The organism is Streptomyces sp. NBC_01476 (genome assembly GCF_036227265.1).
Lineage (GTDB): Bacteria > Actinomycetota > Actinomycetes > Streptomycetales > Streptomycetaceae > Actinacidiphila.
Genome location: NZ_CP109446.1, coordinates 3,387,669 through 3,404,881 on the forward strand (window position 1 = coordinate 3,387,669; position 17,213 = coordinate 3,404,881).

Sequence of the window (17,213 nt, forward strand, 5' to 3'; positions counted from 1 at the left end):
TCAGGTGGGGTCGGGGGCGTCGAAGGGGGCGGCCCAGAAGAACTCGCCCTCGGCGTCGTAGGCGTAGAGCAGTGCGGTGCGGCCCGCGGCGAGGTCGTCGTGCGCGTCGTGCGCGTCGTGCGCGTCGTGCGCGTCGTGGGGGGAGCGGCGGACCTGGACGATCGCGGTGGAGCCGTCGGCCGCGGCGACCTCGGCCTGGCCGAAGCGGTCGGTGACGGTCCCGGTGCGGATCACACCGACCAGCCCGAGGAAGTCGGTGCGGGAGGGCGGCCGGCCGGCGGGGAAGAGGTGGCGGAGCGGCCGTACCAGCGTCCAGGTCAGCGGCCAGGCGCCGAGCAGGGCGGCGCCGAGGAGGGCGACGTCCAGCGCGGTCCGCGGGCCGCCGCCGAGCCCGGCGCCGTCCAGGGCCACGGAGCCGGCCAGGCTCAGGAACCAGCCGAGCGCGGTGAGCAGCGAGAGCACGACGAGGACGGGTACGCCGTCCAGACCGGCCGCGGCGAGCAGCCCGGCGTGCTCACCGTGCCGGCCGGTGTGCGGTTCGCCGTGGCCGGCGTGCGGTCCCCCGTGGTGGGCGGCGGCCAGGTGGCCGTGGCCGGCGCCGGGTCCGTGTGCGTCGGCGACCCCGATCAGCACACCGGCCCAGTAGCCGATCACGACCACCAGTCCCCCGCCGTAGAGGACGGTCGGAAAGCCGAGGACGACGCTGGTGAACTCCCCCATTCCCCGCGCGCCTCCCCCCGTGTGGCTCTTCGACCGCCGCAGCGATCGTGGCAGCAGGGGGGCCTGCTCGGCATTGCCGGATTCCGGCAGTCTTGACGGCTTCCGCACGTCCTGGATGCGGCCGCAACCGTGCGGCGGCTCCGCGCGTCACCGGCCCGAGTCCGTACTCGCCGGCCTGCGGCGCCGGCTCGACCGACGACAGGCACGGGCGGATCGCGGCAGATGGCGGCAGATGACCGCAGACGCGCCGACGGCCGCCGTCCGCGCGGGTGGGCGCGGGCGGCGGCCGTCGGGAGCGGGCCGGTGCGGGACTCAGGCCTGGGCCTGGATGGCCTCGACCTCAAGGGCGATACGGATCTTGTCGCTGACCGCGGCACCGGCGGCGCCGCCGGTCACGCCGAACTCGGTGCGGCTGATCTCGGTCGCGGCGGAGAAGCCGGCGATCGCGTTGCCGTCCATGCCCTTGCCGAAGCCGTTCAGCTCCAGCTTGAGGGTGACCGGCTTGGTCACGCCGTGCAGGCTCAGGTCGCCGTCGACCTCGAAGAGCTCGGAGGTCTGCGGGCGGATCGCGGTGGAGGTGAAGGTCAGCTCCGGGAACTGCTCGACGTCCAGGAAGTCGGCGCTGCGGACGTGGTTGTCCCGCATCTCGTTGTTGGTGCTCACCGAGCTGGTCTTGATGACCGCGGAGACCGTGGACTCCAGCGGGTCCTCGGCGGTGACGATGGTGCCTTCGAAGGTGGCGAAGTGACCGCGGACCTTGGAGACACCCAGGTGACGGACGTAGAAGGAGACGTCGGAGTGCACGGCGTCGATGGTCCAGGTACCGGCGACGTAGCCGTCGATCACTTCGGTCTGCGAGGTCATTGCGGAGGCTCCTATAGGGGACCAGGAAGTACGGGATGGCGCGGTGGAGATGTTTGAGCTTTCACGAAAACCCTAGCAAGTGGGTGTTGAGAGTTCAACCACCCGTATGCTGGACACATGAACGATGTGCGGTGGCTGACGGAGGCGGAGCAGGAGATCTGGCGGGCGTACATGGGCGCGAGCACCGAGTTCGCCGCCCATATCGACCGGCAGCTGCGCCGGGAGTCCGGCATGCCCATGGCGTACTACGAAATCCTGGTACGGCTCTCCGAGGCGGAGGGCCGCTGCCTGCGGATGAGCGACCTGGCCGCAGCGTCACTGTCGTCGCGCAGCCGGCTGTCGCACGCGGTCAACGCGCTGGAGAAGAACGGCTGGGTCGAGCGCCGCCCCGCCGACCGCGACCGCCGCGGCTGGGTCTGCCGGCTCACCGAAGCGGGCTACGCGGCACTGAGCGCCGCCGCACCCGGCCATGTCACCACCGTGCGGGAAAAGCTCTTCGACGTCCTCACCCCCGAGCAGCTGGAGACCCTCCGCGAGATCGGACTGGCCATCAGCGCGGGGCTGCGCAGCGACTGCGACCGGGCCCGCGACGAGGACGAACAGGCCTGCTCCTCGGCGGACCCCGGGGACGAGGGGCTGGACGCCGGGGACGAGACCGGGGAGGACACGTGCCCCTCCACACTGGGGGCCGCCCCGGCGCTCTCCGTGGCGGACGGCGGTCCCCGCTGATCCCGGCCGCCGGCGTCCCCCGCGGTCACAGCGGCCTGGCGGGCCAGTCCATCAGGCGGGCACCGAGGGCAGCGGTCTCCAGGGTGTAGCGCTGCAACGCGTCGTCCGGGTCGAACCCGGTCAGCGCCGTGATGCGCTCCAGCCGGTAGGACAGGGCGCGGACGCTGAGGTCGAGGCGGCGGGCCGCCTCGGCGTTCACATAGCCGGCGGCGGCATAAGCGCTGATGGTCTCCAGCAGCGGCTCGGCGCCGCCGCGGGCCTGGGCGAGCGGGCCGAGGACGCTGCGGATGAGGTCGGCCATCGCGGCGCGGTCGCGGAGCAGCACCGGGAAGACCATCAGATCGGCGGCATTGAGCACCGTGGCGGTCAGGCCGATCCGGTCCGCGAGCTCCAGGGCGCTGAGGGCTTCCTCGTAGGAGCGGACCACGCCCGGCGCCCCGCTGTGCGGACGGCTGACCGCCACCCGGTACGACGAAGTGAGCTTGACGAAGGCGTCCAGCACCGCGCGCTGCGTGGTGGGGGTGATGCACACCAGCCGGCCGTCCTTGGGGGCGATCAGCCCGTCGTGGTCGCCGAACCGCCCGGCCAGCTCGCGCTCCACCCGCCGCAGCAGCGGATGCGAGGCGTCGTAGGAGTCCCCCGCGGGGGCGACGGAGACCGCGACCAGGTGCCGGTCGGCCAGCCGCAGTCCGTACCGCTCGGCCTGCTCGGCGATCCGCCCGGGGTCGCTGCGGCCGTAGAGCAGCGCGTCCACAAAGGCCCGGCGTTCGGCCGCGGCCCGGTGCACGGCGTGCCGGTGGGCCCGGTCGTGGCCCTCGGCGAGGGCGGCGATACCCACTTCCAGGGCGGCGAGGACGGCGCTGCCGACCCGGCGCAGTTCGGCGGTGTCGTGGGCGGCGGCCACCCCGGGCAGGTGCGGCCAGGCACGGCGGGCCGCGGCCAGGTGCTCCGCGGTCAGCTCCCGCAGACCGAACCCGGCGTCCGCTGCCTGTTCGCCCAGCGCCCGCCGGCTCTCCCGCTCGGTGCGGGTGAGTGCGCGGCAACTGCTGGATATCTCCGCCAGGGTCTCCGGGAAGCCGGCCACGAACTCCGGCGGCACCGCATGGGCCGCCGCCCCCGTCACCGACACCACCCCTGGCCCCCCAACCGTGTCCTGCGGCAGCTCGCCCGGGCGGGCCGGGCGAGCTCAACCTGTCAAGACTGCCGGATCCGCCCGGCGGCGGCCGTGGTCGGCGGGATTCTTGGGAATTACTTGACGGTCGTGGCCGTGGGCTGCGGGGCGGCCTCGGACACGGTCACCACGTCGCTCGGGGTGATCGCCTCCGGCGCCGGGACCGTGGAGGACGCCGGAGTGCCGCCGGCGGCGGGCGTCTCGTCGGTCTTCATCGCCTTGGCCTCGGACTTCAGAATGCGCATCGACTTACCGAGACCGCGGGCGGCCTCCGGCAGCTTCTTGGAACCGAACAGCACGATGACGACGATCGCCACCACGATCAGGTGCCACGGCTCCAGCCCGTTTCGCAACATGGGATCCTCGCTTCTTTAAAGGGCCGATCAGTCACAGGCCGACCTCTGCATTGTCACCCGGAAGCCGCCTGCGACGGCAACCGGGTACTCAAAGCATGCGCAAAAAGCTCGTGAACGGGAAGACCCTGCCGCTTCCGGACTTGATCTCATCCGGCGTCGACCCGGTCAGCGGAGAGGTCCTTCGGGGACTTCACCGGGGGCTGGAGGCCGTCCAGCACGTGCTGCCACTTGGGTGAGGTGATCAGGGACTTCAGCTGCGCGGCGGACAGCGGCGGGTCGGTGCGGGTGACCGGTTTGCCCTTCTCCGCGGCGGAGTTGTACTCGTCGACGGCGATCTGGGCGCCGCTCGGCGTGACGAATGTCGCAAACCACTCCTTCAGGCTGTTCCGGTGGTCGGGGTACTCGTAGGTCTTCAGGATCATCAGCCGGCCGCCCGCGAGGTTTTCCAGCGAGCAGGTGCTGCCGTCCGGGGTGTGGACGGGGCAGTCGTTGGCCATGGCCGCGTCGGCGCGTGCGTGGGCTTCGCGGTGGACGCCGGCTCGGCGGTGGGGTGCTTCGCCGGGGCGGCGACCGCGCTGCCCCGGCTGCCGCCGGCGCCGGCCGCCAGCACCCCGCCGGCGCCGGCCAGCGCGAAGACCGCGACGCCGGCGGTGACGGCGGCGGTCCAGCGGCGGTCCAGCGGCGGTCCAGCGGCGGTCCGACGGCGGTCCGACGGCGGCGCAGCCTTCTGCCGCGGAGGTGGCCGTCGGCCACCAGGTGGTGGCTGTCCGCCTGGAAGCTGCCGGCGGTGCGACGCAGGGCCTCGCCGACCCCCCAAGGCCCCCGGCAGCCCCCCGGGTTCACAGCCCACCGACGGCTGACGGCAGTTCGGGACCGCCGGGACCCGGCGTCTCGCGTCCCGCCGCTGCGGCGGGGGTGGGGGGACGGGAACCCGGCCCCCCAAGGCCCCCGGGTCCGCAACTCCGCCGCCTGCAACCCGTGTCTCGCGTCACGCCGTCGGTGGCGGGAGTTCGGGGGCTCCGGGAGCCGGCGTCCCGCGGTACCGGAGTTGCGGCGGGGGTGGGGGGACGGGAACCCGGCTTCCCGAGGTATCCCCCGGGAGGGCTAGTTGGAGGTGAGGAGGTCTTCGGGGACGGCGGCGAGGGCCTCTTGGATGGCGGCTACGAGCGCTCGGGCCGAGGTGGCGGTGAGTTCGAGGGCCACGCGGGCGGAGGGGCCCTTCGCGGGATCGGTGAAGTCGATGTTCAGCGTGTGCGCGGCCATCGCGTGGACCGGGTGGTCGAAGTAGACGGTGACATCGGTGACGTGGAACCACGAGCCGTTGGGGCCCTTGGCGCTGCCGTCGACGGAGTCCTTCACGGTGAGGTAAGTGCACATGGGTCAGCTCCCGAGGTGGCGGCCGTAGAAGTCAGCGATCTTCTCCCAGCCGTCGTTGGCCGCGGCCACGTTGTAGCTGGGGCGGTCCACCGCGAAGAACGCGTGGCCCGCGCCCTCGTAACTGTGCGGCTCGAAGTCCTTGCCCTCGTCGGCGAGGATCTGCGTCAGCTCGGCCACCTGCTCCGGGCTCGGGTACTTGTCCTCCTTGCCGAAGAGGCCGAGCAGCGGGCTGCGCAGGTTCGGCAGCTGGTCCACCAGGTTCGTGATCTTCAGCGGGAAGTCGGCCCCCGGCGTACCGGTCACGAAGGCGCCGTAGCAGTCCACGGCCGCGTCCACGTCGACATTGCACGCCGCGAGCACCGACTGGCGCCCGCCGGAGCAGTAACCGATCACGCCCACCTTGCCGTTGGAGGTGGGCAGCGCGCGCAGGTACGCGGCGGCGCCGGCCACGTCGCCGATCAGCCGCTCGTCCGGCACACCGCCGTTGGCGCGGGCCACGGCCGCCGCGTCGTCGGGCGACGCACCGGGCGCCTCGCGGGAGTAGAGGTTGGGACAGATCGCGTCGTAACCGAGTTCGGCGAACCGGCGCGCGATCTCCTTGCTGCCGCGGTCGTAACCGGGCATGTGGTGGATGACGACGACGCCACCGCGGGTCGCCTCGCCCTCGGGGCAGGCCAGGTACGCCTCGATCCGGTCGTCGCCGTCGCCGGCGATGGTGATCGTGGTCGCGGTCAGGGAGCCGGTGGCGGCAGGAGAGGTTTCACTCATGCCGCCAGCTATACCATAAGCCTGGACTGTTAAGTTTATACTGAAGATCATGAGAACCAGCCGCGTGCGAACAGCCGGTGACATCGGCACGAACGCCGGCCCGGGGACCCCGGTGGACCCCGCCGGCGCCGCGGCTCCGGCACCCGCCCCGCCCGGCCCGGAGACCAACCCGGAGACCGGTCCGGAGGCCAACCCGGCACCCGGCCCGGAGACCAGCCCGCAGGCCAACCCACAGGCCAACCCGGCACCCGGCCCGGAGACCGCCCCCGCCACCGCCCCGAAGTCCGCCCCGGCCGCCACCCCGGAGAGCACCCTCGCCGAACGCACCGCAGGCGACCTGCGCGCCGCGCTCGGCCCGCTCGTCCGCCGGCTGCGCCAGTTCCGGCCGGACGGCGAACTGACCCTCTCCCAGACCTCCGCGCTGGTCCGCCTCGACCGCGAAGGGCCGGCCACCGCGTCCGAACTGGCCGCCGGCGAGGGCATCCGCCCGCAGTCGATGTGCACGATCGTCTCCCGACTGCAGGAGCGGGGGCTGGTCGCCCGCGAGCAGGACCCGCACGACGGCCGCCGGATCGTCGTCTCGCTCACCGCGGCCGGCCTGGAGGGCCTGCACGGCGCCCGGCGCGAGCGGGCCCGCCGCCTGACGGTGGCGATCACCGAGGAGCTCACCCCGGCGGAACAGGAGCAACTGGCCGCCGCCCTGCCGCTGCTGGAGAGGATCACCCGACGTGTCTGAGGCCACTGGGTCCACCCGGTCCGGCGCCGGCTCCGACGGCCAGGGCGGCTCGGGCGGCTCGGGCAGCCAAGACGGCCACGGCAGCCACGGCAGCCGCAAAGCCCGAGGCGGCCCACAGGCCCCGGGCGGCCCGCAGGACCAGGCCGGCCCAGGCGCCCGCAAAGCCCGAAGCAACCCGCAGGACCAAGCCGGCCGGAAAGCTCAAGGTGGCCCACAAGCCCCGGGCGGCCCGAAGACCTCCGGCGCCCGGCCGGGCGCCGGGGACCTGCCGGGCGAGCCGAAGGACGACCGCTACAAGTGGCTCGCCCTCTCCAACACCAGCCTCGGCATGTTCATGGCCTCGGTCGACTCCTCGATCGTGATCATTTCGATGCCGGCCATCTTCCGCGGCATCCACCTGGACCCCTTCGGCCCGGGGAACATCAGCTATCTGCTGTGGATGATCATGGGCTACATGCTGGTCACCGCGGTGCTGGTGGTCAGCCTCGGCCGGCTGGGCGACATCGTCGGCCGGGTGAAGATCTACAACCTCGGCTTCGTCGTCTTCACGCTCGCCTCGGTGGCGCTCTCCTTCGACCCGGCGCACGGCGGCAAGGGCGCGATGTGGCTGATCGCCTGGCGGATCGTGCAGGCGCTCGGCGGCGCCATGCTGATGGCGAACTCGGCCGCCATCCTCACCGACGCCTTCCCGGCCCGGCAGCGCGGCATGGCCCTGGGCATCAACCAGATCTCGGCGCTCTCCGGGCAGTTCATCGGCCTGGTGCTGGGCGGCCTGCTCTCCGCGTGGGACTGGCGGGCGGTGTTCTGGGTGAACGTGCCGGTCGGCATCTTCGGCACCATCTGGGCGTACCGCTCGCTGCGGGAGCTCTCCGCCCGCCAGCCGGCCCGGATCGACTGGTGGGGCAACCTCACCTTCGCACTCGGCTGCGCGGGGATCCTGATCTCCATCACCTACGGCATCCAGCCCTACGGCGACCACACCATGGGCTGGACCAGCCCCAAGGTGCTGGCCGGGCTGATCGGCGGCGTGGTGCTGCTGCTCGCCTTCGGGGTGATCGAGACGAAGGTGCCGCAGCCGATGTTCCCTCTGCGGCTCTTCCGCAACCGGCACTTCGCGGCGGGCAACGCGGCCGCGCTGCTGGCGTCGGTCGCCCGCGGCGGTCTGCAGTTCATGCTGATCATCTGGCTGCAGGGGATCTGGCTGCCGCTGCACGGGTACGACTTCGCGGACGCGCCGCTGTGGGCGGGTATCTTCCTGCTGCCGCTGACCGCCGGGTTCCTGCTGGCCGGTCCGGTCTCCGGGACGCTCTCCGACCGGTTCGGGGTGCGCTGGTTCACCACCGGCGGGCTGCTGCTCTTCGGGGTGAGCTTCGTCGGTCTGCTGCTGCTCCCGATCGACTTCCCCTACTGGGCGTTCGCGCTGCTGATCCTGCTCAACGGCATGGGGTCGGGGATGTTCTCCGCGCCGAACACCTCGGCGATCATGAGCAGCGTGCCGGCCACCCACCGGGGAGCCGCGTCCGGGATGCGGTCCACCTTCCAGAACTCCGGGACCTCGCTCTCCATCGGTGTCTTCTTCTCGCTGCTCATCATCGGCCTGGCCAACCGGCTGCCGGGCGCGCTGGACTCGGGGCTGCGGGCGCAGGGCGTACCGGCGGGGGTGGCGCACCAGACGGCGGGGCTGCCGCCGGTGTCGACGGTGTTCTCCGCGTTCCTCGGGATCAACCCGGTCGAGACGCTGCTCAAGCCGTCGGGGACGCTGGCGAGGCTGCCGGCGCACAACCGGGAGGTGCTCACCGGGAAGGAGTTCTTCCCGCACCTGATCTCGTCGCCCTTCCACCACGGCCTGGTGATCGTCTTCGCGACGGCCGCGGGGATGGCACTGCTGGCCGCGACCGCCTCGGCGCTGCGCGGCACGCCCAAGCCGATGGTGCTGGACCCGGCGCCCGAGCGCCGCGACAAGCAGCGGTCGGCCGCCAAGCGCTGAGCCCGGACCGTACGGGCGGCGGACCGCGGACGGCGGACGGCGGGCAGCGGACGGCGGACGGCGGACGGCGCCGGACCGTACGGCCGGGCAGCGCGCACGAACCCGGAGCCGCACCGCGCACAGGCGGCGACCGTACGGCCGGGCAGCGCGCACGGGCGGCCTTCCCGGAGGAAGACCGCCCGTGTTCGGGTGTGTCTACTGGTGCGTCAGGTTCGGGGCCGGCTCGTCAGGCGCGGCCACGGGCCCTGCGACGACCAGCCATCAGGCCCATGCCCATGATGGCAAGGCCAACCAGGCACGCCGCACCACCTACAAACGAGTTGTTCCAGATCGTCTTGTAGAACGCGGCATCACCCGAAACCACCCAGGGGGCGATGATCGTCCACACGCCGATCGCCGTGGCGACCCAGCCGAGGCCGTGCGTGCGCTCCAGGACCGAACCGAAGCCCATGCCGAGTACCGCGAGTGCGATACCGGTGATCAGATTGCTCACCCGCAGGCTGGGGCTGAAGTTCTGGAAGCCCACCACCCAGGGCGAGATCGCGAGATACAGGCCGGCCAGCACGCACAGACCTTCGAGCAGTCCGTTGAATGGCTTGTCCGACATCGCCGCGTACCGGTCCCGGAGGGATACCAGGTCGGGGTGGGTATCGATGTGGGATGTCTCGGTCGAATGGGTGGCCATTCAAGCCACCTCCTTCGTTCCTATTCGGAAGTGCAGTTTTTTTCCGGCTGCTTTCCAGCCGGTAGGCCACCGGTCTTCCGCCGGGCCCCGGGATGTGCTCCGGGTCTCCGGCCCGGAGCTGACGCATCCATAAACTCAGCGTAAAACCCATCTGCCGGATACGGCCACCCGAGGGGCCATCAGCTCGCCGCGGGAGATCCCGCCGTCTTCGCAGCGGCGTCGAACAGGACGGTCGCCGCGGCCTTCGCGGAGGTGGCCGCCGACGGGTCCCGGTCCATCCGGCCGGAGAGCACCGCGCCGTCGTAGAGCAGGTGCAACTGCCGTGCCAGGCCCTCGGGATCGGCGACCCCGGCCTCCGCGGCCAGCTCGGTGAGCAGGCCGCGCATCCAGCCGCGGTGGTGGTCGGAGGCGAGCTCGACGGCGCCGCCGCGGGTGGACTCGGCGCTGGCGGAGACAAAGGCGCAGCCGTTGAAGCCGGGGGCGGTCACCGTCTCGCCGGCCGCGTCGAAGACGCTCAGCAGCCGTTCGCGCGGGGTGCGGAACCGGGTCAGGGTCCGCTCGACCCGCCCCCTGACGACCAGATGACGGCCGTCGAGATAGGCGCTGACCAGGCCCTCTTTGTTGCCGAAGGTGTTGTACAGGGATGCCTTGGCGACGCCCGCGTGCTCGATGATCCGGTCGATGCCGACGGTGTGCACGCCCTCGCGGTAGAACAGTTCGTTCGCCGCGTCGAGCAGCCGGTCCCTGGCGGACGCCTTCGCGGCGCCGGCCTTGGCCTTCGCGGCCGTGGTGCCGGCCGTCGTGGTTGTCCTGGTTGTCGCCATGTCCCTCATCCCCACCAGCAGGTCAGACAGGTCTGTCTATGTTAGCGCTGGTCATTGGCGCTCGCCGGCCGGACGTCGCCGGACCGCACCGGCCGGTACGCCGGCGGTCAGCGGCTCCCGTGCCGTCTCGGCCGCCCCGACCGTCTCGACCGCGCCGACCGTGCCGACCGCCCCGACCGGCGGGGTGGCCGCGGCCGAACCCGCCGCCACCACGTTCACCGACGTGGCCAGCGGGGTGCGGTGTCCGCTGAGCAGCAGTCCGGCCAGGGCCGCCGCCGCCAGTACGATCACCGCGATGCCGTACTCCCGGGCGGTGTCCAGCAGGCCGCCGCCGTGCACCACGAGCACGCCGCCGATGACGGCGGGCACGCCCATGCCCAGGTACGAGACCACGTAGAGCAGCGACAGCACGCCGGCCCGCTCATGCGGCCTGACCAGCGGCATCACCAGTCGGATACCGCCCTGGAAGCCGGCGCCGAAGCCGAAGCCGGCCACCGCGGTGCCGGCGAAGAAGCCGGTCACCGAGGCGGTACCGCCCGCGCCGGAGCCGATCGAGACCAGGGTGATCGCCACGCCCGCGATCAGTGCCAGCACGCCGAGCGCCATGACCGTACGGGTCGGGGCGTTGCGCAGCAGAAGGACGGAACCGGCGCCCGCGGCGGCGAGGACGAAGAGGCCGAGGCCGCCGTAGACCACCGCGTGCGAGTGGACGAGGGCCGCGGTGATCCCCGGGGCGAGCGCCCCGTAGAAGCCGGCCAGCGCCCACACCGCGAAGAGCACGGGGACCGCGATGGCGACCGGCCGGCGGGCCGACTTCGGCAGCCCGATCTCGGGCCTCATGCCGGCCAGCGCGCCGGGCTTACGGGTCACCGACTCGCGAAGGAAGAGCAGTCCGGCCGCCTGGAGCGCGAAGAGCCCGAGCAGCAGGTAGTAGACGAGATGGGTCGGCGCCGGCAGGTACTGCACGACGAACCCGGAGATCAGCGCGCCGGTGGCGGTGCCGGTGGCGGGGGCGAAGGAGTTGGCGAGGGCGCCGCGGGCCCGGTCGATGTCGAGCAGCCCGGCCCCGATGGCGCCGAGCGCGGCGCCGGTGGAGACGCCCTGGATCACCCGGGCAGCCAGCAGCGCGTCGACGCTGCCCGCGGTGGCGAAGACCACCATCGCCAGGGCCTGGCCGGCCAGTGCGGCGAAGAGCACCGGACGGCGGCCGATGTGGTCGGATACCCGGCCGAAGACCAGCAGCGCGGCCAGGACGGCGAGCGCGTAGACACCGAAGACGACGGTGGTCGTGATCGGCGAGAAGCCCCATTCCTGCTGGTAGACCGCGTAGAGCGGGGTCGGCGCGCTGGACGCGGCGAGCAGCGTGACGACGATCGAGGCGAGCAGGGTGAGCGAGGCGGTGGGGCCGAAGCGGAGACGGTCGATCATGGGTGACTCCTGATCACCGAGGGTGGTGCCGAGCGAGCGGGCTGATCGGCAGGGAGCGGGCACCGGACTGACGTGGAACCGTGCGCCAGATTAGACAGACCTGTCTAACCACGTCAAGACGGGGGGCATTCCTGCAGGTGGTGGCAGCCACTTGATGTGGGTGAGGGCTGGGCTTCAGACGGAGCTGTCTACTGCTGCGGGGGTGCGGCAATCGTCCCGATGTGCCCGGTTTACGGGGCCGGTCCGCCGGAGATACGCAGGGAGTCGGGTGCGGTGACTGAAAGGCCGTAAGGCCGAGAGGAGGCCGCGGTGGCCACCAAGGACGCGCTGGCCGAGTACCGGCGCAGGCGGGACTTCTCCAGGACACCGGAGCCGAGCGCGGGGAGCGGTTTCGGGCCGGGGTCCGAACCCGGCTACGTGGTGCAGATCCATGACGCGAGCCGGCTGCACTTCGACTTCCGGCTGGAGGTGGAGGGCACGCTGAAGTCCTGGGCGGTGCCGAAGGGCCCCTCCCCCGACCCCGACGAGAAGCGGCTGGCGGTCCCCACCGAGGACCACCCGCTGGAGTACCGGAACTTCGAGGGCGTCATCGGGCAGGGCGAGTACGGCGGCGGCACGGTGATCGTCTGGGACGAGGGCGGCTACCGCAATCTCAGCAGGGACCGTTCCGGCGCCGAGATCCCCTTCGCGGAGGCGCTGCGCAACGGCCACGCGTCCTTCTGGCTGGACGGGGCGAAGCTGCACGGCGGGTACGCGCTCACCCGGATCCGCAACAACCGGGGTACGGGCGAGGCGTGGCTGCTGGTGAAGGAGAAGGACCGGCGGGCGACACCGGGGCGGAGCACGCCGGACCCGTGGCGGGCGCGGTCGGTACGCAGCGGGCGGACGCTGCGGCAGATGGCGGCGCGGGGGGACGGGGCCGCAGGCGAGGACGGGGCCGCGGGCGGGGGCAGAACCGCGGGTGGGGCCGCGGGCGGAGGCGGCGAGGGTCAGGACGCCGGCCGGGGTGCTGGTCGGGACGCCGGCCGGGCCCGCGGGAAGGGCGCCCGGAAGACGGCCGGTAAGACGGCAGGCAAGGCCGCCGGGAGGGGCGCACGGTGAGCCGGAGCGCCGCGCGCTCCCAAGCCTCCGCGGACGCCCCGGCGGAGGCCCCGGACGCCCCCGCGCTGCCCGCCGCCCTCGCCGCTCTGCCGGCGCCGCAGCGGGCCCGGCTCCGGCCCGCGCCCGAGGGCCGTTCCGGCCCGGTCGACCGGCCCATGCTGGCCACCCTCAGCTCCCGCCGTACCTTCGACGACCGCTGGATCTTCGAACGCAAGCTGGACGGGGTACGGGCACTGGCGGTCCGTGACGGCGCGGGCGCGCGGCTGCTCTCCCGGACCGGCCGGGTGATGGACAGTACCTACCCCGAAGTGGCGGAGGCGCTGGCCGCGCAGGAGTGCGGGGACTTCGTGGTGGACGGGGAGATCGTGGCGCTGCGGGAGGGCCGTACCGACTTCTCGCTGCTCCAGCAGCGGATGGGGCTCACCGATCCGCGGGCGGTACGGGCGAGCCCCGTCGTCGTCCACTACTACGTCTTCGATCTGCTGAGCCTCGGCGGCTGGGCCACCACGGGGCTGCCGCAGCGCACCCGCAAGACGCTGCTGCGTGACGCGCTCTCCTTCCACGGCCCGCTGCGCTACACGCCCCACCGCAACCACACCGACGAGCCGCTGCTGAGTCAGGCGTGCGCGAAGGGGTGGGAGGGGCTGATCGCCAAGCGGGCCGACGCGCCTTATCAGGAGCGGCGCTCCACCGACTGGCTGAAGCTGAAGTGCGAGGCCGGGCAGGAGTTCGTGATCGGCGGCTTCACCGACCCGGCCGGCAGCCGGGTCGGCTTCGGCGCGCTGCTCATCGGCTACTACGACACCGGGGGGCGGCTCCGGTACGCGGGGAAGGTCGGCACGGGGTACGACCGGCGCACCCTGCTGGCGCTGCGCGAGCGGATGGACGCGCTGTCCCGTCCCACCTCGCCGTTCGCCGACCCGGTCCGCGAACGCAACGCCCACTGGTGCGCCCCGGAACTGGTCGCCCAGGTCGGTTTCAGCGAGTGGACCCGCGACGGCATGCTCCGCCACCCCCGCTTCCTGGGCCTGCGCGACGACAAACCCCCCACCGAAGTCATCCGCGAACGCCCCACCTGAGCCCGCGCCTTCACTGCGATCCACCCGGTTACGCTCGCCCCACACGGAAGGCCGGCGCGGGAGGCCGAAGGGTCCTGTGGAGCGGCCGCTGGACCGGGCAACGGGTGACGAACTCCGCTCCGGTGGCCGCCACGGCGAGCGCTGCCGCGGCGGCGGCCCGCTGATTCTCCGGTCAGGCGCGGTGGACCAGGAGTTCGACGTTGCGGTCCTTCCGCGCGCCCGCGGAGCTCTCCCGGACGCCGTCGTGCATGGCGGCCGGCAGGCCCGGGGCGTTGTAGGCCAACTCGCGGTAGAGCGCGGCCAGTCCGACCGAGGAGAGGTCGTCGAAGTCGGTGGTGTAGGGGGCGGAGGACTCGACGAGCGTGGTGAAGAGGGAGAGCGTGCCGTCGTGGTTGTCCATCAGCTCGATCAGCCGCGCGTGGTGCGGATAGTCCACGTGGGACGCGGTGTTGACCTCCCAGAAGGACCGGGCCGGGGTCCGGTGCCGGTGGGGCGTGATCGCGTTGACGTGGCTGTGGCCGTTGATCCAGGCCACCACGTTGGGGAAACGGCTGAGGAGTTCGATGAGTTCGCCGCCGTCGTGGCGCTGCTCCTCGGGGTGGGTGGCGTCCGGGCGGCGGGTCATGCTCGGGCTGTGGTGGTGACTGAAGACGAGGATGTGCGCGTCGTCGGCGGCGGTGTTGCGGACCACCCGGCCGTCCGCGTCGTAGTGCCGGGCGCTGTGCGCGGTCAGCGTCCGCTCCAGCCAGCCGAGTTGCTCGCTGCCGACGGAGCCCTGGAAGTGCCCGCTGCGGTACGTGGTGTCGATGCTGATGCCGACGACGCCCTCGGCGACCGGGAAGGTGTAGTAGAGGCGGTCGTCGTTGAGGTTGTCCTGGGAGTAGCCGTGCCCGGCCGGGCCGTGGCCGGCGTACGCCGGGTCGAGGTGCGCGGTCAGGTAGTCGTGGGGCGTGAAGAGCCGCCGCCCCGGGTCGGGGGTGACCTGCCGCGCGCCGGCCGCGTTCCGGGTCAGGATGTCCTTGAGCACACCGCTCTTGGGGTCGTCACCGCTCTTGAGCACCTTCGCGTACGCGGCTACGTCGGCGTCCGGCACGGTGAACAGCTTCCGCGACCCGGTGACGATGTCCCGCAGCTGCTCGTCCTGGGGCGCGAGGCAACCGCCGGGCAGGGCGTCGTGGTTGCCGGGCGTGGAGTACCAGGGGATGTCGAGGCCGGGGCTGCGCAACGGGCGGATCGCCGCGTCCAGGAAACCGGGGATCCGCGGGAAGCCGCGCTGCTTGTCCATGTCCCGCAGCGGGCCGTCCGCCTGCCAGAAGAGCGGCAGCCCGGAGTTCTGCACACCCTCGTACGACGCGGGGTCCCCGGTGTTGGGGGTGATCAGCCCGCCGCTCATCGCGGTGAGGTACCAGTGCAGCTCGGTCGCCGAGTTGTTGTCGACGTTGTCGCCGGTGGACATCACGAAGGCCGGCACCCGCCCGCTGTACGGGCCCGCGCCGAGTGCGTTGATCTGCTCCACCAGTGCGACCGCGCCGGCCACCGACAGCGCTTCCTGGGTACGCCAGGACCCCGGTGACCCGGCCCGCAGGAACTCGGTGCGCAGCGGATTCTGCACATCGGCCAGGTGCAGGTCGGTGAGCTGGACGAAGCAGGCCAGCGGGGTGCGCCGGTCGGCCCGTCCCTTGGCGCCCGCGGCCAGTTCTGAGCGGACCAGGGCCGGCCAGCCGGGCCCGGCGACGATCCGCCGGTAGCCGCCGGAGCCCTTGGCGAGCCGGGCGGTGGTGTCGAGCGTCGTCACCCCGTACGGCAGGGCCCGCCGCACGGTGGGGCGCGGCGCGGGCGGGTGGTGGGGCGGCGGCACGGGTCCTGACGTGGCGGGCCCGGCGGCGGCGCTGCTGCTGCCCGCACCGGCCGCCAGCGGCCACGCGACGCCGGTGGCGGCGACGGCGGCACCGGAAATCTGCAGGAATCGACGGCGGTTGAGGGGGGATCGCGTCCCGGCCATGAAAGGTCCTCCGGTATCGTGACGCTTCACCTCGCGGTGGCGTCACCCGAATTTCTCTTTCCGAGGCTCGGGGCTCGCCATGGCGGTGATGTGAACGACGCCGGAACAGGGTCGGCCCATCAATTGTCCACGCAGCTCCGGGAGGGTTCCGGATGACCGGCGGGGATACTCGGGGCCGCTTCCGGATTACCGCGGAACGACCGGGAAAAGACCGGCGTCCTGCCGGGGAACGAAGCGGCCCGGGCCGCCGGATATCCGGGCCCGGGCCTTTCGCGGGAAGCAAGCCGTCAGGCCATCTTCCATTTCTGGTTGGACGTGCCCGCGCAGGACCACATCTGCAGATCGGTGTTGGCCGCGGTGCCCTTGTCCTTGGCGTCCACGCAGAGGTCGGGCTGGACCTCCACCAGGTCGAAGGACTTCTTGAGGACGAACGCCTGGGTGCCGGCGCCCGAGCACTTCGCGAGCCGGACGGGCGCGCCGTTGCCGGGGGCACCGGAGATGTCCAGGCACATCGTGCCGCCGAAGTCGCGGGCGGTGCCGTCGGAGGGGAAGGTCCAGCCCTGGGAGGGGTCGCTCCGGTCGCAGTTGGCGAGCACCAGCTGGGTGCCGGCGGTGCGCTGTCCCGCCTCGGTGGCCAGGCAGCGGTTGGACGCGAGGTTCATCACCAGTCCGCCGGTGAAGGTGATGGGCTTGGCCGCGGGCGGGGCGGGCGGCGGGGTGGTGCCGGCGGGGTGGTGGGCGGTCGAGCCGCTGCCGGTGCCGGTGCCGGGTTTGGCCCCGGTGCCGGCGGCAGGGGCGGCGGGCGGAACGGCGGCCAGGACGCCGGCCGGCGGGGCGCCCTTCACGGCACCCTTGCCCGGTGCCTTGTCCGGCGCCTTCTCAGGCGCGCCCTTGCGCGGAGGGCCGGGCTTGCCCGCCACCGGCTTCGCGCCGCCCGCGGTGGTCGCCGCGGTGGTGCCGAGCGTACGGGTGGCGGCGGCCTGCACCGTACCGTCGCTCTTGCCGCCGAACTGGGTCGCCGCCGCGGTCAGTCCGACACCCACAGCCGCCACGGCCACCACCGCGGCGACCGCGACAACGACCCGGCGGCCGGGCTTGAGGAACTTCGCGCCGGAGAAGAAGTGCTGCTTGGCGAAGCCCTCGGCGAAGGAGTGGCCGGCCGGGGAGATGTCGTAGCCGGCGTCCTGGGCGGCAGGAGCGGCCGGGGCGGCCGGGACATCCGCGCCGGCCGGCAGCGGCTCGCCCGGGGCGGCAGGACCAGTCGGCAGCGGCTCGTCGGACGCCGTGGGCGGCGTGCCTTCGGGGCCGTCGGGATGGGACGGGGAGGTCATGGTCGGTCTCTCTCGGGACGGGTGCCGCCGGGAAGCGGGGGCGGCCGGGCAGGGC

At 72.7% G+C, this 17,213-nt stretch carries 16 protein-coding genes and 1 pseudogene; 5 read left to right on the forward strand and 12 right to left on the reverse strand.

Features of this window, described 5'->3' with window-relative positions:
* Together OG552_RS15050 and OG552_RS15055 are read right to left on the reverse strand one after the other, a co-directional pair.
* Positions 1-720, reverse strand: a complete 720-nt coding sequence (locus OG552_RS15050; protein ID WP_329133130.1) for a hypothetical protein — start codon at positions 718-720, stop codon at positions 1-3.
* A 312-nt stretch (positions 721-1,032) separates the two neighbouring features.
* Positions 1,033-1,584 (reverse strand): YceI family protein, encoded by a 552-nt coding sequence (locus OG552_RS15055; RefSeq protein WP_329133132.1) that lies wholly within the window; start codon positions 1,582-1,584, stop codon positions 1,033-1,035.
* A 117-nt stretch (positions 1,585-1,701) separates the two neighbouring features.
* Here OG552_RS15055 and OG552_RS15060 point away from each other — a divergent pair, with 117 nt between their 5' ends.
* A complete protein-coding gene (locus OG552_RS15060) occupies positions 1,702-2,313 on the forward strand; it encodes a MarR family winged helix-turn-helix transcriptional regulator (RefSeq protein WP_329133133.1) in 612 nt (203 codons plus the stop codon).
* A 25-nt stretch (positions 2,314-2,338) separates the two neighbouring features.
* Here OG552_RS15060 and OG552_RS15065 read toward each other — a convergent pair whose 3' ends face one another.
* The 5 genes from OG552_RS15065 to OG552_RS15085 all read right to left on the reverse strand — a co-directional run bounded on the left by OG552_RS15065 (position 2,339) and on the right by OG552_RS15085 (position 5,985).
* Positions 2,339-3,445, reverse strand: a complete 1,107-nt coding sequence (locus OG552_RS15065) for a PucR family transcriptional regulator (RefSeq protein WP_443070938.1) — start codon at positions 3,443-3,445, stop codon at positions 2,339-2,341.
* A gap of 116 nt (positions 3,446-3,561) precedes the next feature.
* Positions 3,562-3,840 (reverse strand): Sec-independent protein translocase subunit TatA, encoded by a 279-nt coding sequence (gene tatA / locus OG552_RS15070; protein WP_329133137.1) that lies wholly within the window; start codon positions 3,838-3,840, stop codon positions 3,562-3,564.
* Positions 3,841-3,986: 146 nt separating this feature from the next.
* Positions 3,987-4,337: a hypothetical protein gene (locus tag OG552_RS15075; RefSeq protein WP_329133139.1), complete on the reverse strand. Its 351-nt coding sequence runs from the start codon at positions 4,335-4,337 to the stop codon at positions 3,987-3,989.
* A 607-nt stretch (positions 4,338-4,944) separates the two neighbouring features.
* Positions 4,945-5,217 (reverse strand): DUF6295 family protein, encoded by a 273-nt coding sequence (locus OG552_RS15080; RefSeq protein WP_329133141.1) that lies wholly within the window; start codon positions 5,215-5,217, stop codon positions 4,945-4,947.
* A gap of 3 nt (positions 5,218-5,220) precedes the next feature.
* Positions 5,221-5,985, reverse strand: a complete 765-nt coding sequence (locus OG552_RS15085; protein WP_329133143.1) for a dienelactone hydrolase family protein — start codon at positions 5,983-5,985, stop codon at positions 5,221-5,223.
* Positions 5,986-6,034: 49 nt separating this feature from the next.
* On the opposite strand from OG552_RS15085, the gene OG552_RS15090 reads away from it, so the two are divergent.
* Entirely contained in the window at positions 6,035-6,721 is a 687-nt protein-coding gene (locus OG552_RS15090) for a MarR family winged helix-turn-helix transcriptional regulator (RefSeq protein ID WP_329133145.1), read from the forward strand.
* Positions 6,714-8,708: an MFS transporter gene (locus tag OG552_RS15095; protein WP_443070939.1), complete on the forward strand. Its 1,995-nt coding sequence runs from the start codon at positions 6,714-6,716 to the stop codon at positions 8,706-8,708. Before OG552_RS15090 ends, OG552_RS15095 begins: the two co-directional genes overlap by 8 nt.
* Before the next feature lie 226 nt (positions 8,709-8,934).
* On the opposite strand, the gene OG552_RS15100 is transcribed toward OG552_RS15095, so the two are convergent.
* From OG552_RS15100 to OG552_RS15110, 3 genes are all read right to left on the reverse strand, one after another.
* The gene (locus OG552_RS15100) at positions 8,935-9,393 is read right to left on the reverse strand and encodes an SPW repeat protein (RefSeq protein ID WP_329133147.1); all 459 of its coding nucleotides are present in this window, start codon (positions 9,391-9,393) and stop codon (positions 8,935-8,937) included.
* A 179-nt stretch (positions 9,394-9,572) separates the two neighbouring features.
* Positions 9,573-10,217: a TetR/AcrR family transcriptional regulator gene (locus tag OG552_RS15105; RefSeq protein WP_329133149.1), complete on the reverse strand. Its 645-nt coding sequence runs from the start codon at positions 10,215-10,217 to the stop codon at positions 9,573-9,575.
* Positions 10,218-10,268: 51 nt separating this feature from the next.
* Positions 10,269-11,645, reverse strand: coding sequence for an MFS transporter (locus OG552_RS15110; protein WP_329133151.1), 1,377 nt, complete (start codon positions 11,643-11,645; stop codon positions 10,269-10,271).
* A gap of 309 nt (positions 11,646-11,954) precedes the next feature.
* On the opposite strand from OG552_RS15110, the pseudogene OG552_RS15115 reads away from it, so the two are divergent.
* A pseudogene (locus OG552_RS15115) lies at positions 11,955-12,578 on the forward strand (DNA polymerase ligase N-terminal domain-containing protein); the annotation flags it as partial.
* A gap of 233 nt (positions 12,579-12,811) precedes the next feature.
* Positions 12,812-13,825, forward strand: coding sequence for a non-homologous end-joining DNA ligase (gene ligD, locus OG552_RS15120; RefSeq protein WP_443071164.1), 1,014 nt, complete (start codon positions 12,812-12,814; stop codon positions 13,823-13,825).
* Positions 13,826-13,997: 172 nt separating this feature from the next.
* Here the strand turns inward: ligD and OG552_RS15125 are convergent, their stop codons facing one another.
* Both OG552_RS15125 and OG552_RS15130 read right to left on the reverse strand, forming a co-directional pair.
* Positions 13,998-15,827: a TIGR03767 family metallophosphoesterase gene (locus OG552_RS15125; RefSeq protein ID WP_329133153.1), complete on the reverse strand. Its 1,830-nt coding sequence runs from the start codon at positions 15,825-15,827 to the stop codon at positions 13,998-14,000.
* A 287-nt stretch (positions 15,828-16,114) separates the two neighbouring features.
* Positions 16,115-17,158 (reverse strand): RICIN domain-containing protein, encoded by a 1,044-nt coding sequence (locus OG552_RS15130; protein WP_329133155.1) that lies wholly within the window; start codon positions 17,156-17,158, stop codon positions 16,115-16,117.
* Between the last annotated feature and the right edge of the window lie 55 nt (positions 17,159-17,213).